Here is a 19,946-nt window from a genome sequence, read left to right as displayed (position 1 = left end):
CGCAGACTAGCGCCAACCGAATCACCCGTCTACTGCTTCACCGCTCCCCATCATGAACTGGATCGCTTTTTCCCACGGCGCCGCCCTGTGCGGGTCGCTCATCGTCACCATCGGCGCGCAGAACGCATTCGTGCTCCGGCAAGGCATCATGCGCTCGCACGTCGGCAAGATCGTGCTGCTGTGCGCACTGTCCGACATGATCCTGATCGGCGCCGGCGTCGGCGGCGCGTCGGTCCTCGTCGAACGCTATCCGACCTTCGTCCACGTGGTGCTGTACGTCGGCCTCGCGTATCTCGCGTGGTTCGGCTTCAACGCGCTGCGCCGCGCGTTCAAGCCGGGACACGACACGCTCGACGTGCGCGGCGATGCCGTCGCGCCGCCGCCGCAGAGCGCGGTCGCGATCGTGCTGATGACGCTCGCGTTCACCTGGCTGAACCCGCACGTGTATCTCGACACGTTCCTGCTGATCGGCACGGCCGGTGCACGCGAGCCGGAAGGCACGCGGCTCGCGTTCGCGATCGGCGCGATGGCGGTCAGCGTCGTGTGGTTCCTCGGGCTCGGATACGGTGCGCGACTGCTCGCGCCGTGGTTCCGCAAGGCGGTGGCGTGGCGCGTGCTGGATGGCGCGATCGGCAGCATGGTGCTGTTCCTGGCGGCCGTGCAGTTGCGGTAACGGGTCGGAGCGCCGATCGATCGCGGGCGGCAACTTGCCGCCCGTTTTTCGTTCCGTTCCGGCTTCGTGCCGCGAAACGTCCGGTTTCCGCCCGTCTCTCCCCCGGCCGCCGCGCGCACAAAATTCAGTTCCCGATCGAACCCAGCCGCACGATTCACCCACATAGCGGACGATACATCCACCGTCCGCCGCAATTCCTCCGCCTTCACGGCCGCGCGCCGGCTGCACGAATCCGGTCGATCGGCGAGAATGTTCCGGCGTCCCGCGACAACGGCGAAAGCGCGTCACCCAACCGCCGTCCCGTCGCATTCATCCCGGCCAATCCTGTCGTTCCATCCTGTCACCCTTCAGAATCCGGAGAGCAACATGGCACTACGCACCCTCGGCACGTCGGACCTCCAGGTCTCCCCGCTCGCGTTCGGCGGCAACGTCTTCGGCTGGACCGTCGACGAGAACGCATCGTTTGCACTGCTCGACGCACTCGCCGACACCGGCATCAACTTCATCGACACGGCCGACGTCTATTCGGCCTGGGCGCCCGGCAACCGCGGCGGCGAATCGGAAACGATCATCGGCAAGTGGCTCAAGCGTTCCGGCAAGCGCGACCAGGTCGTGATCGCGACCAAGGTCGGCCTGCTCGAGGCGCGCGCCGGCCTGACGAAGGACAACATCCTGAAGGCCGCCGACGATTCGCTGCGCCGCCTGCAGACCGACTACATCGACCTGTATTTCTCGCACCGCGACCTCGCCGCCACGGCCCCGCTCGAAGAAACGCTCGCAGCCTACCAGACGCTGATCGACGCGGGCAAGGTGCGCATCATCGGCGCATCGAACTACAGCGGTGCACGCCTGCGCGAAGCGGCCGACATCAGCCAGCGCGACGGCCTGCCCGCGTACCAGGTGATCCAGCCCGAATACAACCTGATCGACCGCGCCGAATACGAGCGCGATCTCGAGCCGGTCGTGCGCGACCTGAAGCTCGGCGTCGTCAACTACTACGCGCTCGCGAGCGGCTTCCTGTCGGGCAAGTACCGCAGCGAGGCCGACCTGAAGAAGAGCGTGCGCGGCGATCGCGTCGCCGGCTATCTCGATGCGCGCGGCCTGCGCATTCTCGCGGCGCTCGACGACGTGTCGGCGAAGCACGGCACGCAACCGGCCGCGATCGCGCTCGCATGGCAGATCGCGCGGCCGACGATCACCGCGCCGATCGCGAGCGCGACGTCGCTCGCGCAGCTCGCGCTGCTCGGCGAAGCGATCCGCGTGCGGCTCGACGATGAAGATATCCGCAAGATCGACGCGGCCAGCGCGGTCTGATTGCGTCTCCGGCGGGCCGGCGGCATGAATCGCGGCGCCTCGCGGTTCCGGCCGCCGGCCCGTGTCACGTTCGGCATGCATGCACGCATGCCGCCGCCGCGCCGGCAACGCGGAATCCGAACGCCGCGAACAGATCGACGATCGCTCGACATCAACGAGACGAGCCGTCGACGTCCGGATCTACATCAGTAGAACGAATCAGATCGGGAGACACGAGGTTCACGCCGAACCGAAAAACATAGCCCGGATCCGCACCCACGTTTTGCCTGCCACGGCCATATTCGTTGACTCACACGGACATCCCGCCGCAACCCGCCGCTGCCAGCGCGTCCCGGGCCCGCCCCGGGTCTTTCACCAATTGACCGCACCCGCCGACGTGCCCGAGACTGCGCCGCTCGGGCGGTCATTGGGAGAACGTCATGCCGGACATCAGCACGGGAATCGTGTCGATCTCGACGCGCGCCGTACGCGGCGACGAACGCGTCGACTTCTGGGTCGACCATGTCGCCCGCTCGCTCGTGCGCATCGAATGCAGCGGCAAATCGTCCGAAGGCATCGACGCGTCGCTGCGCAAGCGCGACCTCGGGCTGCTCGGCGTGTGCGACATCGTCGCGAACCGGCACGCGGTCGTCCGCACGCCGCACAACATCCACGCGGATCACCGCGACGCCGTGTTCGTCTGCCTGATGCACGAAGGGCAGGGCTATACGTTCCAGGACGTCGAATGCATCCAGCATGCGCCCGGCGACATCGTGCTGTACGACACGTCGATGCCGTACGGCCACGGCTTTCCCGCGAACATGGCGATGACCGTGCTCGACGTGCCGCGCGACGTCTTCGCGGCGCGCGTCGGGCCGTGGCGCTATCGCAGCGTCGTCAAGATCGACCGCGGCGACGGCGTCACGTCGTGGGCCGTGCGGCAGCTCTACGCGCTGCTCGCCGAACCGCATGAATCGACCCCCGACGCGCGCGAGCGGCGCGCCGCCGCGATGCTCGACCTGATGCAGTCGATGCTGCGGCTGCGCGACGGCGATGCATCGCCGACCAAGTCGACCGTCCACACGCTGTCGCGCGCGAAGGCGTTCATCGACACCCATCTCGCCGACGACGATCTCGACACCCGGTCGGTCAGCCGCGCGATCAACCTGTCGCCGCGCCAGCTCGCACGCATATTCGAAATCGAAGGGATGCCGCTCACGCGCTACATCCTCGCGCGGCGCCTCGAACGCTGCCGCGCCGACCTGCGCGACCGGTCGCTGAAGCACCTGACGGTCAGCGAAATCGCGTTCCGCTGGGGCTTCAACAACAGCGCACACTTCAGCCGCAGCTATCGCGCACGCTTCGGCGAGACGCCGAGCGACACACGCGTGCCGGCCGACGTGCGCTAGCTGCACCGCGCGTCGCCCCCCCCGCTCGCCCCTCGCCGCCGTGTCCATGCGAGGCAAGCACGGCGTCCGTCCGGGGCAAATGGGGCCGCATACCCGTCGCTAAGCTGGCTTCTTGCGCGGCGGTGCTCGTTCCGCCGCCCGACAGCAAGGAGACAAAGCGGGATGGAGACGTACGACCATATCGTCGTCGGCGGCGGTTCGGCCGGCTGCACGCTGGCCCATCGACTGGTGAAGGCCGGCAGGCGCGTGCTGCTGCTCGAGGACGGCCCGAAGGACGACAGCCTGTTCATCCGGATTCCGGCGACGTTCATCCGCGTGCTCGGCACGCAGCGCACGGTCACGTTCGAAAGCGAGCCGCAAGCCGGCGCGGCGGGACGCAAGACCTACGTGCCGCAGGGCCGCACGCTCGGCGGCGGCAGTTCGGTCAACGCGATGCTGTACGTGCGCGGCACGCGCGCCGACTACGACGAATGGGCCGCGCTCGGCTGCCCGGGCTGGCGCTGGGACGACGTGCTGCCGGCGTTCAAGCGCGCCGAGTCGCACCTGCGGCTGTCCGAGCCGTTCCACGGCACCGACGGGCCATTGAAGGTCGGCGACACGCGCTTCCGGCATCCGCTGAGCCTCGCGTTCGTGAAGGCCGCGCAGGAAACCGGTATCGCGTACAACGACGATTTCAACGGCGCCGCGCAGCACGGTGTCGGCTTCTATCACACGACGATTTTCGACGGGCAGCGCGGCAGCACCGCCGCGACCTATCTCGCCGACGCGCTCGGCCACCCGAACCTGCGCGTGCTGACCGGCAGCCGCGTGACGCGCGTGCGTTTCGACGGCCGGCGCGCGACCGGCGTCGAATGGCGGATGGAAAACGGTGCGACCGGCTCGGCGGCCGCGCGCGCCGGCGTCGTGCTGGCGGCCGGCGCGCTCAGTACGCCGAAACTGCTGATGCTGTCGGGCATCGGGCCGGGCGCGCATCTGCGCGCGCACGGCATCGACGTGCTGCACGACAGCCCGGAAGTCGGCGCGAATTACCAGGACCATCTCGAAGTCTCGATCTACGGCTACAGCCATGCGCCAATCAGCCTGTTCGGCGAGGATCGCGGGATGAAGGCGTTGCGGCACGGACTGCAATGGATGCTGACCCGCACGGGCCTGCTGACGTCGAACGTCGTCGAATCCGGCGCATTCGTCGATACGACGGGCAGCGGCCGCCCCGACATCCAGTTCCACGTGCTGCCGACGCTCGTCGGCGACGTCGATCGCGAACCGCTGCCGGGCCACGGCCTGTCGATCAATCCGTGCCTGCTGCGGCCGCGTTCGCGCGGCTCCGTGCAGCTGCGCGGCAACGATCCTGCCGTGCCGATCCGGTTCGACAGCGGCGCGCTGTCGGATCCGGCGGACGTCGACGGCCTCGTGCGCGGCGTCGCGCTCGCCCGGAAGATCCTCCGCGCGCCGTCGCTCGCCCGCATCGTCCGCGAAGCCGAGACGCTGACCGACGACGCACTGGCCGACTACGTGCGGCGCCGCGCGAAAACCGTCTATCACCCGGCCGGCACCTGCCGGATGGGCAACGACGCGAGCGCGGTCGTGACGCCGTGTCTCGCGGTGCAGGGCATCGACGGATTGCGGATCTGCGACGCGTCGGTGATGCCGCGCATCGTGTCGGGCAACACCAACGCGCCGACGATCATGATCGCGGAGCGCTGCGCGGAATTCATGCTCACGGCATGACGCGGCGCTTCGCGAAGCGATGAAAGCGCAATGAAAACGAAAGCGGCGCGTGAATCACGCGCCGCCATGACATCAATTTCGCCGCTTCAGCATCACGCGCTGCGCAGCGCCATCGGCGACGCGCCGTAGCGCTCGCGAATCGCCCGGCTGAAGTGCGCCTGGCTCGAGAACCCCCAGCGAAACGCGATCTCGCCGATGCTCGTCTTGCGCAGCCGCGCATCCGTCAGCTCGCGATGCGCGTGCGACAGCCGCTCGGACCAGATGTGCTGCGTGATCGACTCGCCTTCGGCCGCGAAGAGCCGGCCCAGGTGCCGCAACGACAGCCCGACCGCATCGGCGACCGCCTGCGGCACGAGTTCCGGATCGCCGAGATGGGTCGCGATGTATTGCTTCGCGGTCAGCAGGTACGACAGCGATGCGCGCGATGCGCCCACGCCGTTCACTTCCGCGTCGATGAGCTCCGCGACCAGCGTGCGCGTGTGTTCGACGAAGCGCGCGGCGTCGTCTTCGACCGGATCCTTCATGAACCGCGCGACGCTCGCGCGCAGTGTCGCGCCAAGCATCGCGCCCGCGCCCGGTTTCGGTGCGATCCGCAGCGGCAGCGCCGCCAGCGCTGCGTCAAAGCGGTCGTCGAAGGTCGTAACCGGAATGTCGATCAGCAGTTGCCGCATCGGCGTCAGGAATCCGAACAGGTAGGGCACGCGCGTGTCGTACACGACGACGTCGCCGGCCTCCGCGAGCAGGCAGCGGTCGCGCTGGATGAAATACGCGCGACCGCTCAGGATCTGGCACGCAAACAGCGACTCCTTCGGCATCTGACGCACCAGCGCGGGGCTGCGCTCGATCACGTGATCGCGGCCGCTGATGTCCGCGACACCGAGCCCGGGCAGCGCGAGATCGGTCTTCTCGACCTCGAGCCCCGCCGGCGACAGCGACGAGCAGCGCAGGCCGACCAGCGTCGCGGCGTTGAACGCATCCCAGTACGCCATCCGGTCGCGCGCCGGCACGTCGGCCGTCGAGCCGCGCGTGCATGAAAGAACGGTCGAATTCGTCACGTCGCCTCCTGGGGGCGCCTGTCGTGCGGAGCGGCACGGATTGGGGGATGGTGCGTCTGGTTGTTGTTGCGGCGCGATGGCCGGCCCGCGATGTCCGGCCCGCGATGTCCGGCCCGCGATGTCCGGCCCGATCAAGCATTTCGTCCAGCCCAGTCAAGAGCGCCGCGCACCGGCTGGCTAAAGTCGACCCCACGACACCCACCAACAAGGAGACAGACCGTGGTCGACCAAGCCGTATCCGAATTCTGGCAAAACATCGCACCGATTGCCAATCCGTTCAAGCCCGATGCGCTGCCGGAAGCCTATATCCCGAACGCGGCCACCGAGGACGAGCGCTATTACGTTCCGTTCACCGAAACGGTTTCGTCGCGGCCGCTGTGGATCTCGCCGTCGCAGAACAAATGGTGCGACATCCTGACGGCGAAGGAAGCGGGGCTCGTGAACCGGCACTACCACCCGCACGAAGTCTTCGCTTACACGCTGTCGGGCAAGTGGGGATACCTGGAGCACGAATGGACCGCGACGCGCGGCGATTTCGTGTATGAAACGCCCGGCGAAGGCCACACGCTCGTCGCGTTCGATCACCCGGAACCGATGCGCGCGTTCTTCATCGTCAAGGGCCCGCTGATCTGGCTCGACGACGAAGGCAACCCCGACGGCTACTTCGACGTGCATTCTTACATTGCGATGTGCAAGGCGCATTACGAGAAGGTCGGCCTCGGCGCACAAGCGATCGAGAAGCTGTTCCGCTGACGCGCGACGAGGCCGCCCATGACATCCCACTCCTCCCCCAAACCGGCATGGACGTATGAGAACAGGCTGCTGCTGATCCTGTTCATGACGTTCGGCTTCGTGTTCTTCGACCGCCTCGCGCTGTCGTTCCTGTTCCCGTTCATGTCGGCCGAACTGCACCTGTCGAATACGCAGCTCGGCATGGTGTCGTCCGCGCTCGCGCTCACGTGGGCGCTGTCGGGCGCCGCGACCGGCGCGTGGTCCGATGCGCGCGGCACGCGCAAGCCGCTGTTGATCGCGGCCGTGCTCGGCTTTTCCGTGTGCTCGGCGCTGTCGGGGCTCGTCGGCGGCTTCGCGAGCCTGATCGCGTTCCGCGCGCTGATGGGCATCGCCGAAGGGCCCGTGCTGCCGCTGTCGCAATCGCTGATGGTCGAGAGTTCGACGCCGAGCCGCCGCGGTCTGAACATGGGCCTGCTGCAGGGCTCGGCCGCCGGCCTGCTGGGCGCGATGATCGGCCCGCCGGTCGTGATCGGCATCGCGACCGCCTACGGCTGGCGCGAGGCGTTCTACGTGTCGTGCATTCCGGGCTTCCTGATCGCGTTCTGCATCTGGCGCTGGGTGCGCGAGGTGCCGCCCGGCGGTGCACGGCACGCACAGGCCGAAGGCGCGGCCACGCACGGTACGCAGACGGCTGGCGGCACCGCAATCAACCGCTGGGCGCTGCTGAAGGAGCGCAACATCCTGCTCTGCGTGCTGATCAGCTGCTTCTTCCTCACGTGGTTCATCGTGATCATCTCGTTCGCGCCGGTCTTCCTCGTCGAGAGCCGCCATCTGTCCCCGGCCGACATGGGCGTCGTGATGACCTGCCTCGGCGCCGCGTGGGTGTTCTGGGGCTTCGCGGTGCCGGCGATCTCCGACCGGATCGGCCGCAAGCCGACCATGATCGTGTTCGCGCTGATCGCCGCCGTCTGCCCGATCGTGATGATCCACGTCAACACGCTCTGGGCGCTCGGCGCGCTCGTATTCGTCACGTATACCGGCCTCGGCTGTTTCACCCTGTTCATGGCGACCATCCCGGCCGAAACGGTGCCGCCCCGCGCGATTGCCAGCGCGCTCGGCCTGATCATGGGCGCGGGCGAGCTGATCGGCGGCTTCGTCGCGCCGACCGTCGCCGGTTTCGCCGCCGACAAGTACGGCCTGCAGTTCGCGATGTGGACGTCGGCCGCCGGCGCGATCCTCGCGTGCGTGCTGTCGTTCGGTCTCGTCGAAACCGCGCCCGCCGTGCTGCGCAAGCGCGCGCTCGCCGATGCCGCCCCCCGTCTCGATACGCAAAACTTCGGAGGACGCTGACATGCGTGCACTTCAATGGCACGGCCCGCGCGACATCCGCCTGGTCGATCTCGACACGCCGCGCGCCGGGCCCGGCGAGGTTCGCATCGCGGTCGCGTATTGCGGCATCTGCGGCAGCGACCTGCACGAATACGCGGACGGCCCGCACGCGATTCCCGTCGACACGCCGCATCCGCTGTCCGGCCGCACCGCACCGCTCACACTCGGTCATGAGTTCTGCGGCACCGTCGTCGAAGTTGGCGCGGGCGTCACGACGCTGATGCCGGGCGACCGTGTCGCGGTCGAGCCCGAGTATCACTGCCACCAGTGCGCATACTGCCGCGCGGGGTCGTACAACCTGTGCGTGTCGATGGGTTTCGCCGGCCTGATGGGCGACGGCGGGATGGCCGACTTCGCGGTCGTGCCGGCCTACATGCTGCACCGGCTGCCCGACGACGTCAGTCTCGAACAGGCCGCGGTGATGGAGCCGGCCGCGGTCGCGCTGCACGCGCTGCGGCGCGGCGAGCTGCGGCTCGGCGACACCTGCGCAGTGTTCGGGCTCGGGCCGATCGGCCTGCTGCTGATCCTGCTCGCGAAGCTGCAGGGTGCGACGACCATCGTCGCGGTCGACGTGTCGCCCGAGCGGCTCGCCGCGGCCGCGCGCTTCGGCGCGACGCACGCGTTCGATGCACGCTCGCTCGACGCGCCGGTGCTGCGCGATGCGATCCGCGAAGCGGCGGGCGGGCTCGGCGTCGACGTGAGCTTCGAGGCGGCCGGCCTGCCGGCCACGTTCGAGACCGCGATGCAGGGGCTGCGCAAGGGCGGCCGCCTCGTGATGGTCGGCCTGATGCCGCATGCGGGTTTCGATGCGTTCCGCGCGGTCAACGACGAGCTGACCTTCACGGCGAGCGTCGGCTACCGGCACGTGTACGAAGACCTGCTGCGGCTGATCGGGTCGGGCGCGCTCGATCTCACGTCGATCGTCACGCGCACCGTCTCGCTCGAGGACGCCGTCGCCGACGGCTTCGATGCGCTGCTCGCCGATCGCGCGCAGATCAAGATCCTGGTTGCGCCATCGCGCCGGCATGCGCGCCCTCTTCACACCGTCGGGAGTATCGAACATGAACCGCCCCTGGTCGTTTGACGGCAAGACCGTCGTCGTGACGGGCGGCACGTCGGGCATCGGCGCGCGCACCGCATGGCGTTTCGCGGAAGCGGGCGCGTCGGTCGTCGCGCTCGGGCTCGATGCCGCCGGTCCGCATGCGCCGGCACACCCCGGCATCCGCTGCGTGGAGCTCGACGTGACCGATGGCGAAGCACTGACGCGCCGGATCCGCGCGCTGCCGCGCGTCGACGTGCTCGTCAACGGCGTCGGCATCAGCCGGCACGCGGACGAATACCGGATCGATCAGTTCGAACGCGTGCTGAACGTGAACCTGACGTCGGTGATGCGGGCGTCCGACGCCGCGCTGCCGGCGTTGTCGGCGAACGGCGGCAGCATCGTCAACGTCGCGTCGATGTACACGTACTTCGGCAGCAAGGACCGCCCCGCGTACAGCGCAAGCAAGGGCGGCATCGCGCAGCTGACGCGCTCGCTCGCGCAGGCGTGGGCCGAGCGCGGCATCCGCGTGAACGCGGTGGCGCCCGGCTGGATCGACACGCCGCTCAGCAGCGGGTTGATGGCCGACACGCAGGCGTCGCGGCGGATTCTCGACCGCACGCCGCTCGCGCGCTGGGGCACGGCCGACGAGGTCGCGGAAGTGATCCTGTTCCTGTGCTCGCCCGCCGCATCGTTCGTCACCGGCGCGATCGTGCCGGTGGACGGCGGGTATTCGACGGTCTAGCGCCCGGCGCACGCGGGCATCGGCGCATGCGTCGCGCGCCGGTGCCCGCGTTCCCGCCGCGATTTCGTTCCGGGCACGACCGAATCGGCAGTTTCACGATTCATTACCTTCATATCAATCAGTAGTCCAATCAAAAATATTCCGGCATGACCGGAAGCATGTGAGGAGCACATTGGAGATGACGAAAAAGACCCTGCTGGCCCTCGCGGCCTGCACGATTCCGGCCGTGTCGTTCGCGCAAAGCAGCGTGACGATGTTCGGGCTGCTGGATGCCGGCCTCAGCTATGTCAGCAACGAAGGCGGCCACGGCAATGCGAAATTCGACGACAACATATTCTTCCCGAACCTGCTCGGCTTCGAGGGCAAGGAGGATCTCGGCGCCGGCACGCGCGCGATCTTCCGGCTCGTCAATCAGTTCTCGCTCGCGAACGGCTCGATGATCGGCGGCGGGCTGTTCGCGCGCACGGCCTATGTGGGGCTGCAGAACGACCGCTACGGCACGCTGACGCTCGGCAACCAGTACGAGTTCATGGTCGACGCGCTGGCCGCGAGCGGCAACGAGATCGCGCAGGATCTCGTCGGGCTGTACGGCTTTCGCAACGGGCCGTTCGACAAGCTCGCGCTGCCGAACAACCCGACCGGCGCGTTCGACTGGGATCGCGTCGCGGGCAGCAACCGCGTCGCGAATTCCGTGAAGTACACGAGCGCGTCGTACTCGGGCCTGACGTTCGGCGCGCTGTACGGCTTCGGCAATGTCGCCGGGTCGGTCGGCGCGAACAACACCGTCAGCGTCGGCGCGAGCTACGACAACGGCCCGTTCGGCGCGGGCGCCGCCTACACGAACCAGAAGTACGGCGCGGCGGGCGGGCTGCCGGCCACCACCGTGCGCAACTGGGGCGCCGGCGCGCACTACACGCTCGGCACGGTCACGGCGAAGGCGCTCTTCACGACCGTGCACAACGCGTGGAACGGCGCGGGCGCGTGGTCGGCGGAAGCCGGCGCCGCGTGGCATCCGTCGCCGGTCTGGGTGATCGGGGCGAGCTACACGTACATGAAGGGCAACGACACGCTCGACAACGCGCATGCGCACCAGTTCCTGGCCGCCGTCCAGTACTGGCTGTCGAAACGCACGATGGTGTACGTCGCGGGTGTGCATCAGCGCGCGAGCCACGGCAGCAACGCGCAGATCAACGGCGTGATGGACGCCAACGGCGCGTCGAGCGGCGCGCTGCAGTCGGTCGCGCGGATCGGGTTCAGCACGCGGTTCTGAAACGCCGGAGCCCTGGACCGCAACACCCGCCCGGTTCATGCCGGGCGGGTTTGACGTGGCGCTGTTCCGTCAGAAGCGAATGGTCACCGATTTCGGCTCGGTATAGGCGTCGATGAACGACGAGCCGTACTCGCGGCCGATACCGGAGCCCTTCGCGCCGCCGAACGGAACGGCCGGGTCGACCAGCGTGTGCATGTTCACCCACACGGTGCCGGCTTCGATCCGCGGCACGTAGCGCAGCGCTTTCGAGAGATCGTTCGTCCACAGGCTCGCGGTCAGCCCGAACGGCGTGTCGTTCATCATCGCGAGCAACTCTTCTTCGTCGTCGAACGGCACGAACGCGCCAACCGGCCCGAAGACCTCCTTGCGGTACGAAGCCGATTCCAGCGACCGCGGCAGCACGATCGTCGGCTTCACGTAGAAGCCGTCGCGCGCATACGCGCCGCCGCCGGTGACGATCGTGTCGCCCTCCGTGCGCGCCAGCTCGAATGTGTCGAGGCACTTGCGGAACTGCGGCTCGTTGCAGACGGGGCCGATCATCCCCGCGTCGTCCATCGGGTCGGCCGGCTGGAAGCTGTCCAGGCGCGCCTTCATCTTTTCGACCACCTCGTCGAACGTCGAACGATGCACGAAGAAGCGTTCCGCCGACGCGCACACCTGCCCGCTATGCAGGAATCCGGCTTCGACGATGCCGTCGAGGATCTTGTCGACCGGCGTATCCGGCAGGAACGCCGCCGCATTCTTGCCGCCCAGCTCGAGCGTGAAGCGCGTGAAGTTCGCATTGACGGCTTCCTCGCCGATGATGCGGCCGGTCGGCACCGAACCCGTGAACGACACCTTCGCCACGCGCGGATCTTGGATCACCTTCGCGCCGACCTGACCGGTGCCGTTGATCACGTTGAGCGTGCCGGGCGGCAAGCCGGCTTCCGTCGCCAGTTCGGCGATCCGCAGCATCGTGAGCGGCGTGAACTCCGACGACTTGATGAGCACCGTGTTGCCGGTCGCGAGCGCCGCGCCGAATTTCCACACCGGGATCATCACCGGGAAATTCCACGGAATGATCCCGAACACGACGCCCAGCGGCTCGCGCAGCGTGAACGACGTGTAGCGCTCGCCGTTCATGCTCGGAAACGACGGGGCGAGCGTTTCGCCCGCGATCTTCGTGGCCCAGCCCGCGTAATAGCGCAGCCAACGGGCCGACCAGCCGACCTCGATCACGCGCGACAGCCCGATCAGCTTGCCCGACTGCGCGGTTTCGATCTGCGCGATCTCTTCGCCGTGTGCGTCGATCAGGTCGGCGAAGCGCAGCAGGATGCGCTCGCGATCGGCCGGTGTCAGGTTGGCCCACTCGCCGCGGAACGCGCGATGCGACGACGCGATCGCGGCTTCGACATCGTCGTCGGTCGCTTGCGCGACGGAGCCGATCACCGCGCGCGTCGACGGATCGCGCACGTCGATCCGTTCGCCGCGGCCGGCCACCGCGCGGCCGTCGATGTAATGACCGTGCTCGCGCGCGAGAAACGCCTTCACTTCGTCCAGCATTCGAACCAGTGCCATCTGTATTCCTCCGGAAATCCAATTGAATGTGAAAGACCCGATCAGCCCGCATCGGCGATCAGGTCGGCCGCCTTTTCGGCGAGCGCGATGGTCGGCGCATTCGTGTTGCCGCTCGGGATGCTCGGCATCGCCGAGCTGTCGGCCACGCGCAGCCCCGCGATGCCGTGCACGCGCAGTTGCGGATCGACGACGGACGATGCCGCATCCGTGCCCATGCGGCACGTGCCGACCGGGTGATAGACCGTCTTCGCCGCGCCGCGCACCCAGTCCTCGATCCCCGCGTCGTCGTCGGGCGGGCAATCCGGCGAGAAGATCTCGTCGACGTGGTCCGCGAGCGCCGGCTGGCGCAGGATCTTCAGCGCGAGCTTCGCGGCCCGGATCTGACCGTCGACGTCGCGGCGATCGGCCAGATAACGGCCGTCGATGCGCGGCAGCTCGTTCGGATTCGACGAGCGGATCGCCACGCGGCCGCGCGAATGCGGTTGCAGGTGGCCGGTCTTGATCGTGATGCCGTGCGTGCGCCCCGCCGTCACGCCGATCGGATCGTCGAACGAATCGATCGTCGGCAGGAAGTGGAACTGGACGTCCGGCTGCCCCTGCCGGCAGGTATCGACGAATGCGAACCCTTCGAGCACCGGCGAAGTCAGGATGCCCGAGCGGAACCACGTCCACTGGATGCCGTGCTTCAGCGCGCGCCATCCCTTGTCCTGGCCGTAGAGCGACACCGGCGTCCGGATCGTCGCATTGACCGACATGTGCAGGTGGTCGTGGAAGTTCTCGCCCACCGGCAGCACGTGCCTGACCTGCACGCCGGCGTCCTCGAGCACCTTGTGCGGCCCGATGCCGGACAGCTGCAGGATCTTCGGCGAGCCGATCGCACCGGCCGACACGATGATTTCCGCACGGGCGCGCGCGGTCACGCGACGATTGCCCTGCCGATACGTGACGCCGGTCGCGCGGCCGCCCTCGATTTCCACGCGCTCGACCAGCGCATCGACTTCGAGGCTGAATTCCGGACGGTTCCGGATCGACTTCAGGTAGGTCGCCGCCGTGGAGCCACGCTCGCCGTTGAAGATCGTCGCCTGATAGAACCCGACGCCTTCCTGCCGCTCGCCGTTGTAGTCGACCAGGTAGTCGAGCCCCATCTGCTGGCCCGCCCGCACGAACGCCTGCGACAGCGGATGGCGGTAGCGGATCTCGGTGACCTGCAGATGCCCGCCGTTGCCGTGATAGGGCGTCGTCAGCGATTCGTTGTTCTCCGCCTTCGCGAAGTAGCGCAGCATCTCGTCCGCGCCCCAGCCCTTGCAGCCGAACTCGTTCGCCCAGCGGTCGTAGTCGTTGCGGTGCCCGCGCACGTACAGCATCCCGTTGACGGAGCTGGAGCCGCCCAGCACGCGCCCCTGCGGCACCGCGATCGAGCGGCCCTTCACGTCGTCCGACGGCTCGGCAGCATACGGCCACGTGTAGCGCGGAATGGCCTTCGCCAGCCCGCCCGGCATGTGGATGAACAGATCCTTGTCGTGGCCGCCCGCCTCCAGCAGCAGCACGGTGCCCTTGCGGCGCTCGACGAGACGGGTCGCGATCGTGCAGCCCGCCGAGCCGGCGCCAATGACGATGTAGTCGAAAGTTCTATCGGACATCCTGGTATGCGCCCGCTGTCGTCCGCGCCACGTTCGCCGGCGCGCGCTGCCGCCGCATGCGTCCGTCGCCCGGCCTTCGGCAGGTCTCCTTGAAAATCGGTGGTGGTTTTTCATGGCGCGAGCCAGCCCGCGCGGTTCGACGCGCCGACGGGCAGCGTGTGAGCGCATGCCCGATTCGACAGGACAGCTTGCCGACCGCTTTTCGATTCTAGGGACGCGCCGCCTGCGCCAATCGGCGTTGCGTGCACACTTTTGGCTTCAGCGTGCAGATCGATGCGGCGCGGCGGCAACCCGGGAGAACATGGAAAAACCACGATTGACGCCGCGGGGCCGTCCTCCCGACAATGGCGGCGAGTCTGAACGCGCGTCGCGGCCGTTTGCATTAACCTTGACGCGTTCCCCGGCCCTCTCCCTCTTCCGGCAATGGCACACGAACTCGTCGTCGACGCCAGCAACAGCAGCGCGAATCTGCGCGAGCTGATCGCGGACAGCTTCCTGCCGCTGGTCTTTCACGACACCGGCCCGCAGTTCCGGATGTCCGTGCGGGTTGCCACGGTCGGCGGCCTGCGGATGGCGGACGTCGACACCACCGCGATCCGCGTCGATCGCGACCGCTCGCTCGCGTCGCGCGCCGACAGCGACTGCTACAAGATCCTGTTCCAGATCGCCGGACAAAGCCGCGTCACGCAGCGCAACGCGACGTCGACCGTCCATCCCGGCGAATGGGTGATCTACGATGCGACGCAGCCGTACATGATCGAATCGGCGAACGCGTCGCGCTTCGTCGCCGCGCTGACGCCGCCGAGAAGCGGCACGATGTGGCGCTGGTTCGTGGAGCGCGCGGGCGTGCAGGTGCGTCGAACCGTCGGCAATGCGCAACTGGCCCTTCAATCGATCCATTACCTGATGGACGGGCAGGTGCCGAACGATCCGGAAAGCCTGTTCGGCTTCGAGCAGTCGACGCTGATGCTGCTCGATTCGGTGATCCGCCGCGAGGCGAGCGATTCGCTGACCGGCGCCGATGCGCGCAGCGCGACGCTCAGGATGAATGCGGAAATCTATCTGTCGCATCACTACAGCGATCCCGACCTGTCGCCGGACAAGCTGGCGAGCGCGCTGAACGTGTCGCGGCGCACGCTGTACAGCGCGCTGGCCGCAACCGAGCGGACACCGCAGAGCCTGATCCAGGAATACCGGCTGCAGGCGAGCCGGCGCGCGCTGGAAGATCCGGCGGATACCAATCGCACGCTGCTGGAACTCGCGATCGCTTGCGGGTTTTCCGACGTCACGCATTTCGGGCGTGCGTTCAAGGCGCGGTTCGGGTGTAGTCCGGGGGTGTATCGCGTCATGCAGCGAAACATGCCGTCCGCGTAAAAGCATGGAGACGTGTTCCAGCAGCGGATTATCTTCCTCATCTCATAATTATTCCGTCACCATCCGATATCGTCGTTAATGACGCATAGTCCGCGAGTTCCCCAACCAGCGCGCAGCAATCGCCAATACGGCGCCATCGCCACCATTCGTTTGCAATCACCGCTGAATACAGCGCGATTAATCGATATTGATTTATAAATCTTTCTTTACAGAAAGAAAGAAAAATCTTGTTGTCGCGCCGAAAAACTTATGACAACAATATTCCGGCGAATCAAGAAAAATTGACAACTGCCACCACTTAATAAGTTCAATTATAAATCTCCACATCGTAATTCACATTTCATATTCTTCATATAAAGCAAGGCCGGGGCGAAATTGTCATTTTAAATTAACAATTATGGAGTCCGTACTATCCGTCAGATTGATCGAATCCCGGATAGCTCGTCCTATATCAAGGAATCAAAAGAATGAAACGCAGGGATATGCTCAAGACGTCGGCGATCGTGACCGGCGTCGCCGCCGTTCCGTTGGCCGCCAAGGCGGGGCTTCTGACCGGCCTTAGCGGCTGGCTGGAGTCGGTCATCAACGGCGTGGCCACCACGCCGAGCGAAGCGGCCAGTCAGACAGGCATCGTCGCGGCGGCTGGCGCGCCGGTACCGTTGCTGCCGCAAAAGGACACGCTGGCGGGACAACTCGCCCGGGCTGCGTACACCCAGGCGCAAAAGCTGAACTACGTGTGGACGGAAAGCTTTCTGAATTCCGCGAACATCCCGATGGCGGCCACCGTCACGGCTGCGGATTTGCCGACGGTGGAGTGGCTTCTGCTGACGGCCGGCGTGCTGGTCAAGATCCTGGCGAACTTCCTGGCCGCCGCACCGGGAACAGCCGCGGCGCTCTGGCAAAGTCAGCTGAATTCGATCGGTGCGACCGTCGCGTCGTCGCAATCGTCCTATAACGCGCTGGTCGCCAATCCGGGTAGTCCGACGGCGCCAGCCCAAATCCTGACGCTCCAGACCACCCTGCTCGGCGTCCTGAAGACGATCAACAGCCTGATCCAGACGATCATTCCGCAACTCGATTCGATCTTCGCGGGGCAGGACAGCAATCGCACGGAAGCGAACTACCAGGCGTTGTTCGCAACGATTCCGTTGCCGCCGATCGCGAGCACGTTTCACCAGGACAGCATGTTCGCCTACCTGCGCGTCGGCGGTCAGAACCCCGTGCTGATCCAGGGCATCTCGAGCCTGCCGGCCAAGTTCCCGTTGACGAACGCGCAATACCAGCAGGTGATGGGCGCCACCGACGACCTTGCCACCGCGGCGCTCGAAAACCGCCTGTACCTGCTCGATTACGCGGCGCTCGGGCAGATCGCCACGTCCGGCCCGGTGTCGAAGCTGCTGACCGGAACCGGCTACTCGTATGCGCCGATCGCGCTGTTCGCGATTCCGAAGGGCGGCACCGACCTGACGCCTGTTGCGATCCAGTGCGGTCAGGATCCGTCCGCCTATCCGATCTTCCTGCCCTCGCCCCCGAGCAGTGCATCGGCGTACTGGGCCTGGCAAGAGGCCAAGACGGTGGTCCAGGGCGCGGAGGAGAACTATCACGAGATGTTCGTCCACCTGTCGCGCACGCACTATGTGAGCGAGGTCTTCGCGATGGCGACCAACCGCAATCTGGCGAAGACCCATCCGCTCTACGTGTTGCTTGCGCCGCATTTCGAGGGGACGCTCTTCATCAACGAAGGTGCGTCGCTCATCCTGATGCCGCCCGTTCCCCTCGGTTTCATCAATACGCTGTTCGCGGCGCCGATGCCCACTATCGAGCAGGGTGTGGCGAACGACCGCCTGGCGTTCGACTTCTATCAGCACATGTTGCCGACTGACCTGGCGAATCGCAAGGTCGACAATCCTACCCACCTGCCCAACTATCCGTATCGCGACGACGGCCTGCTGATCTGGAATGCGATCGCCGCATGGACCGCCAGCTACGTGAACGTGTACTACTCGTCGGATAGCGACGTGACCAACGACTACGAATTGGCCGCGTGGGTCAGCGACGTCGCGAACAACGGGCACGTGAAGGGATTCGTTCCGATCACGTCGAAATCACAACTGGCGGACGTGCTGACGCTCGTGATCTTCAATGCAAGCGCGCAGCATGCCGCGGTCAATTTCTCACAACCCGACCTGTGCACATATGCGCCGGCGTTGTCGGCGATGCTGTCCGCACCGGCACCGGCGAGCGTTAACGGACAGAGCCAGAACAACTGGAACCAGATGTTGCCGCCGATGCTTGCGGCAGTCGAGCGACTGGCCATTTACGAGTTGCTTGGCGGCGTCTATTACCGGAGCCTCGGCCAGTATCTCAGCAACACGTTCCCGTATCAGCCGCTGATCACCGACCCCCGGATCACACGGAGCGGCGGCCCGCTGCAGCAATTCCAGCAGGCGCTTCAGCAGGCGGAGACGACGATCGCCAATCGCAACCTCACTCGGACGACGCCGTATCCGTACCTGCTGCCCAGCCGGATTCCGCCCAGCACGAACATCTGATCGGCACCGTCGCGTGGCCGGATCGCATGCTCGTCCGGTCACGCGAACCGTTTCCCGGCCGTTGGCGGCGGCGGGCGTGGCGCACATCGCGTTGCGTCAGTCGTCGCCCTTCTCGAACACGTTCTGCGTAAGCGTGACCGGCGGAATCGCCGGCTTGAGCGACGTGCGGTGCGCGTGGCCGCTCAGCCACTTCGAGCCGATCGCGAGCGGCAGCGCGACCAGCGGGATCGACGCGATCGTCCACGTGCCGTTCCGATAGTCGAACGCCATCAGGACCAGCACGCCGCGCAGGGACAGCAGCATCAGCCATGACGTCACGGGGGGCGCCCAGCATCCTGAACCCGCCTCGCCTCGCCTCGCCGCGCCGGACCGCGGCGCGGAACTTCATCCGGCACACGACGATGAAGCCCCACGTGCCGACGATGCCGAGCGACGCGATGTTCAGCACGGATCTCGAGCACACTCGACGGCTCGAGATAATTGAGCAGCACGCCAACCACGTAGATCGCAACCGTCACGAGAATGCCCGCGTACGGCACGGATTGCGCGCTCATTCGCGCGAGGAACGCGGGGGCCGAGCAACATCGTGTCCGGCCGGGCTCGATCGACAGCGACAGCGTGTCGACAATCCGGCGCGGGCCATATCCACCACGTGCGCGAGGCGTCGTCTCGCAAAGAATGATAGCCATCGTGGAGATGTCATTCGATCCGTTTCTTGCCGTCAAATCCCGAGACATTGCGCGCCGAAAGTTCGATGCGAATTCTTTGAATCGCATCGCAAGAAACGAGTAGAAGTGCCCACCATCGACCGCTATTGTTCGTTCCGAGCGGAGCAACTCCGTCTCTCCATCAACTGCAATCAATAAGGAGTCGGAAATGTCCAAGGAAGACGATAACAAGGCAGTCGTCGGGCGCTGGTTCACGAGTTTCTGGGGCCAGAAGTGCGACCTCGGCATCGTCGACGAGATTGCGGCTCCGGACATGCTGCTGAAGTACTCGCTGCATGAACCGCGCCGCGGTCGCGAAGACATCAAGGCATTCATGACCGACTTCCGTGCCGCCTTCCCGGATCTCAATTTCAGGGGTGTCACGGACTTGATCGCCGAAGGCGACTACGTGGTCGGTCAGTGGGAAGGTGGCGGCACGCACACCGGCGAGGCTTTCAGCGACTTCCTGATCGGTTCGCTACCTGCAGCCACCGGCCGCCGCATGCACTTCACCGGGACCACGGTTCTTCGCCTGAAGGACGGTCTGATCGTCGAGGAACTCGGTCTCGACGACGGTGTGACGGCGCTCACGCAACTCGAGTTGATCAAGAAGGCATGAGCGCGTGTACGGTCCGTTCAACGACAGACCACTCGTCGTAGCGGAGACATGAGCACGGATCTGCTTTGGCCGATCCGTGCCTTTTAACACAAGGCGCCAATTCAGCGGCTTTCCTCCGCGTTCAACAACAAGAATCAGAGTGCGTTTTTCGGTGTAGGTTCGCA

At 66.3% G+C, this 19,946-nt stretch carries 15 protein-coding genes and 1 pseudogene; 12 read left to right on the top strand and 4 right to left on the bottom strand.

Annotated features, from left to right (window positions below; translation table 11 throughout):
- The first annotated feature begins 52 nt into the window (after positions 1-52).
- The 4 genes from U5771_RS21335 (at position 53) to U5771_RS21320 (ending at position 5,103) form a co-directional block, all read left to right on the top strand.
- Positions 53-673: a LysE/ArgO family amino acid transporter gene (locus tag U5771_RS21335; protein ID WP_322025813.1), complete on the top strand. Its 621-nt coding sequence runs from the start codon at positions 53-55 to the stop codon at positions 671-673.
- 366 nt (positions 674-1,039) lie between these two features.
- Positions 1,040-1,987, top strand: a complete 948-nt coding sequence (locus U5771_RS21330; RefSeq protein WP_322025812.1) for an aldo/keto reductase — start codon at positions 1,040-1,042, stop codon at positions 1,985-1,987.
- A 419-nt stretch (positions 1,988-2,406) separates the two neighbouring features.
- Positions 2,407-3,375 (top strand): helix-turn-helix domain-containing protein, encoded by a 969-nt coding sequence (locus tag U5771_RS21325; protein ID WP_322025811.1) that lies wholly within the window; start codon positions 2,407-2,409, stop codon positions 3,373-3,375.
- Positions 3,376-3,537: 162 nt separating this feature from the next.
- The gene (locus tag U5771_RS21320) at positions 3,538-5,103 is read left to right on the top strand and encodes a GMC family oxidoreductase (protein ID WP_322025810.1); all 1,566 of its coding nucleotides are present in this window, start codon (positions 3,538-3,540) and stop codon (positions 5,101-5,103) included.
- 92 nt (positions 5,104-5,195) lie between these two features.
- Here the strand turns inward: U5771_RS21320 and U5771_RS21315 are convergent, their stop codons facing one another.
- Complete coding sequence (locus tag U5771_RS21315; RefSeq protein WP_322025809.1) at positions 5,196-6,158, bottom strand: helix-turn-helix domain-containing protein; 963 nt, start codon at positions 6,156-6,158, stop codon at positions 5,196-5,198.
- Between the two features lie 219 nt (positions 6,159-6,377).
- Between U5771_RS21315 and U5771_RS21310 the strand changes: the two genes are divergently transcribed.
- The 5 genes from U5771_RS21310 (at position 6,378) to U5771_RS21290 (ending at position 11,333) form a co-directional block, all read left to right on the top strand.
- A complete protein-coding gene (locus U5771_RS21310; protein ID WP_322025808.1) occupies positions 6,378-6,911 on the top strand; it encodes a 2,4'-dihydroxyacetophenone dioxygenase family protein in 534 nt (177 codons plus the stop codon).
- 18 nt (positions 6,912-6,929) lie between these two features.
- On the top strand, positions 6,930-8,240 hold the full coding sequence (locus tag U5771_RS21305; protein ID WP_322025807.1) for an MFS transporter: 1,311 nt from the start codon (positions 6,930-6,932) through the stop codon (positions 8,238-8,240).
- Position 8,241: 1 nt separating this feature from the next.
- Positions 8,242-9,363, top strand: a complete 1,122-nt coding sequence (locus tag U5771_RS21300; protein WP_322025806.1) for a 2,3-butanediol dehydrogenase — start codon at positions 8,242-8,244, stop codon at positions 9,361-9,363.
- Entirely contained in the window at positions 9,341-10,063 is a 723-nt protein-coding gene (locus tag U5771_RS21295; RefSeq protein WP_322025805.1) for an SDR family NAD(P)-dependent oxidoreductase, read from the top strand. Before U5771_RS21300 ends, U5771_RS21295 begins: the two co-directional genes overlap by 23 nt.
- 178 nt (positions 10,064-10,241) lie before the next feature.
- A complete protein-coding gene (locus tag U5771_RS21290) occupies positions 10,242-11,333 on the top strand; it encodes a porin (protein ID WP_322025804.1) in 1,092 nt (363 codons plus the stop codon).
- Positions 11,334-11,402: 69 nt separating this feature from the next.
- Here the strand turns inward: U5771_RS21290 and U5771_RS21285 are convergent, their stop codons facing one another.
- Entirely contained in the window at positions 11,403-12,890 is a 1,488-nt protein-coding gene (locus tag U5771_RS21285) for an NAD-dependent phenylacetaldehyde dehydrogenase (protein ID WP_322025803.1), read from the bottom strand.
- Positions 12,891-12,931: 41 nt separating this feature from the next.
- Positions 12,932-14,530, bottom strand: a complete 1,599-nt coding sequence (locus U5771_RS21280; RefSeq protein ID WP_322025802.1) for a GMC family oxidoreductase — start codon at positions 14,528-14,530, stop codon at positions 12,932-12,934.
- Between the two features lie 423 nt (positions 14,531-14,953).
- On the opposite strand from U5771_RS21280, the gene U5771_RS21275 reads away from it, so the two are divergent.
- Positions 14,954-15,904, top strand: a complete 951-nt coding sequence (locus U5771_RS21275) for a helix-turn-helix domain-containing protein (RefSeq protein WP_322025801.1) — start codon at positions 14,954-14,956, stop codon at positions 15,902-15,904.
- A gap of 467 nt (positions 15,905-16,371) precedes the next feature.
- Positions 16,372-18,456, top strand: coding sequence for a lipoxygenase family protein (locus U5771_RS21270; protein ID WP_322025800.1), 2,085 nt, complete (start codon positions 16,372-16,374; stop codon positions 18,454-18,456).
- Positions 18,457-18,552: 96 nt separating this feature from the next.
- On the opposite strand, the pseudogene U5771_RS21265 reads toward U5771_RS21270, so the two are convergent.
- Positions 18,553-19,037, bottom strand: a pseudogene (locus U5771_RS21265) (L-asparagine permease); the annotation flags it as partial.
- A gap of 295 nt (positions 19,038-19,332) precedes the next feature.
- On the opposite strand from U5771_RS21265, the gene U5771_RS21260 reads away from it, so the two are divergent.
- Positions 19,333-19,782, top strand: coding sequence for an ester cyclase (locus tag U5771_RS21260; RefSeq protein WP_322025799.1), 450 nt, complete (start codon positions 19,333-19,335; stop codon positions 19,780-19,782).
- Positions 19,783-19,946: the final 164 nt, after the last annotated feature.

It is taken from the genome of Burkholderia sp. BCC1977 (assembly GCF_905339595.1).
GTDB lineage: Bacteria > Pseudomonadota > Gammaproteobacteria > Burkholderiales > Burkholderiaceae > Burkholderia.
The sequence above is the reverse complement of the archived record's forward strand: the minus strand, read 5'-3'. Positions and strand labels throughout refer to the sequence as shown.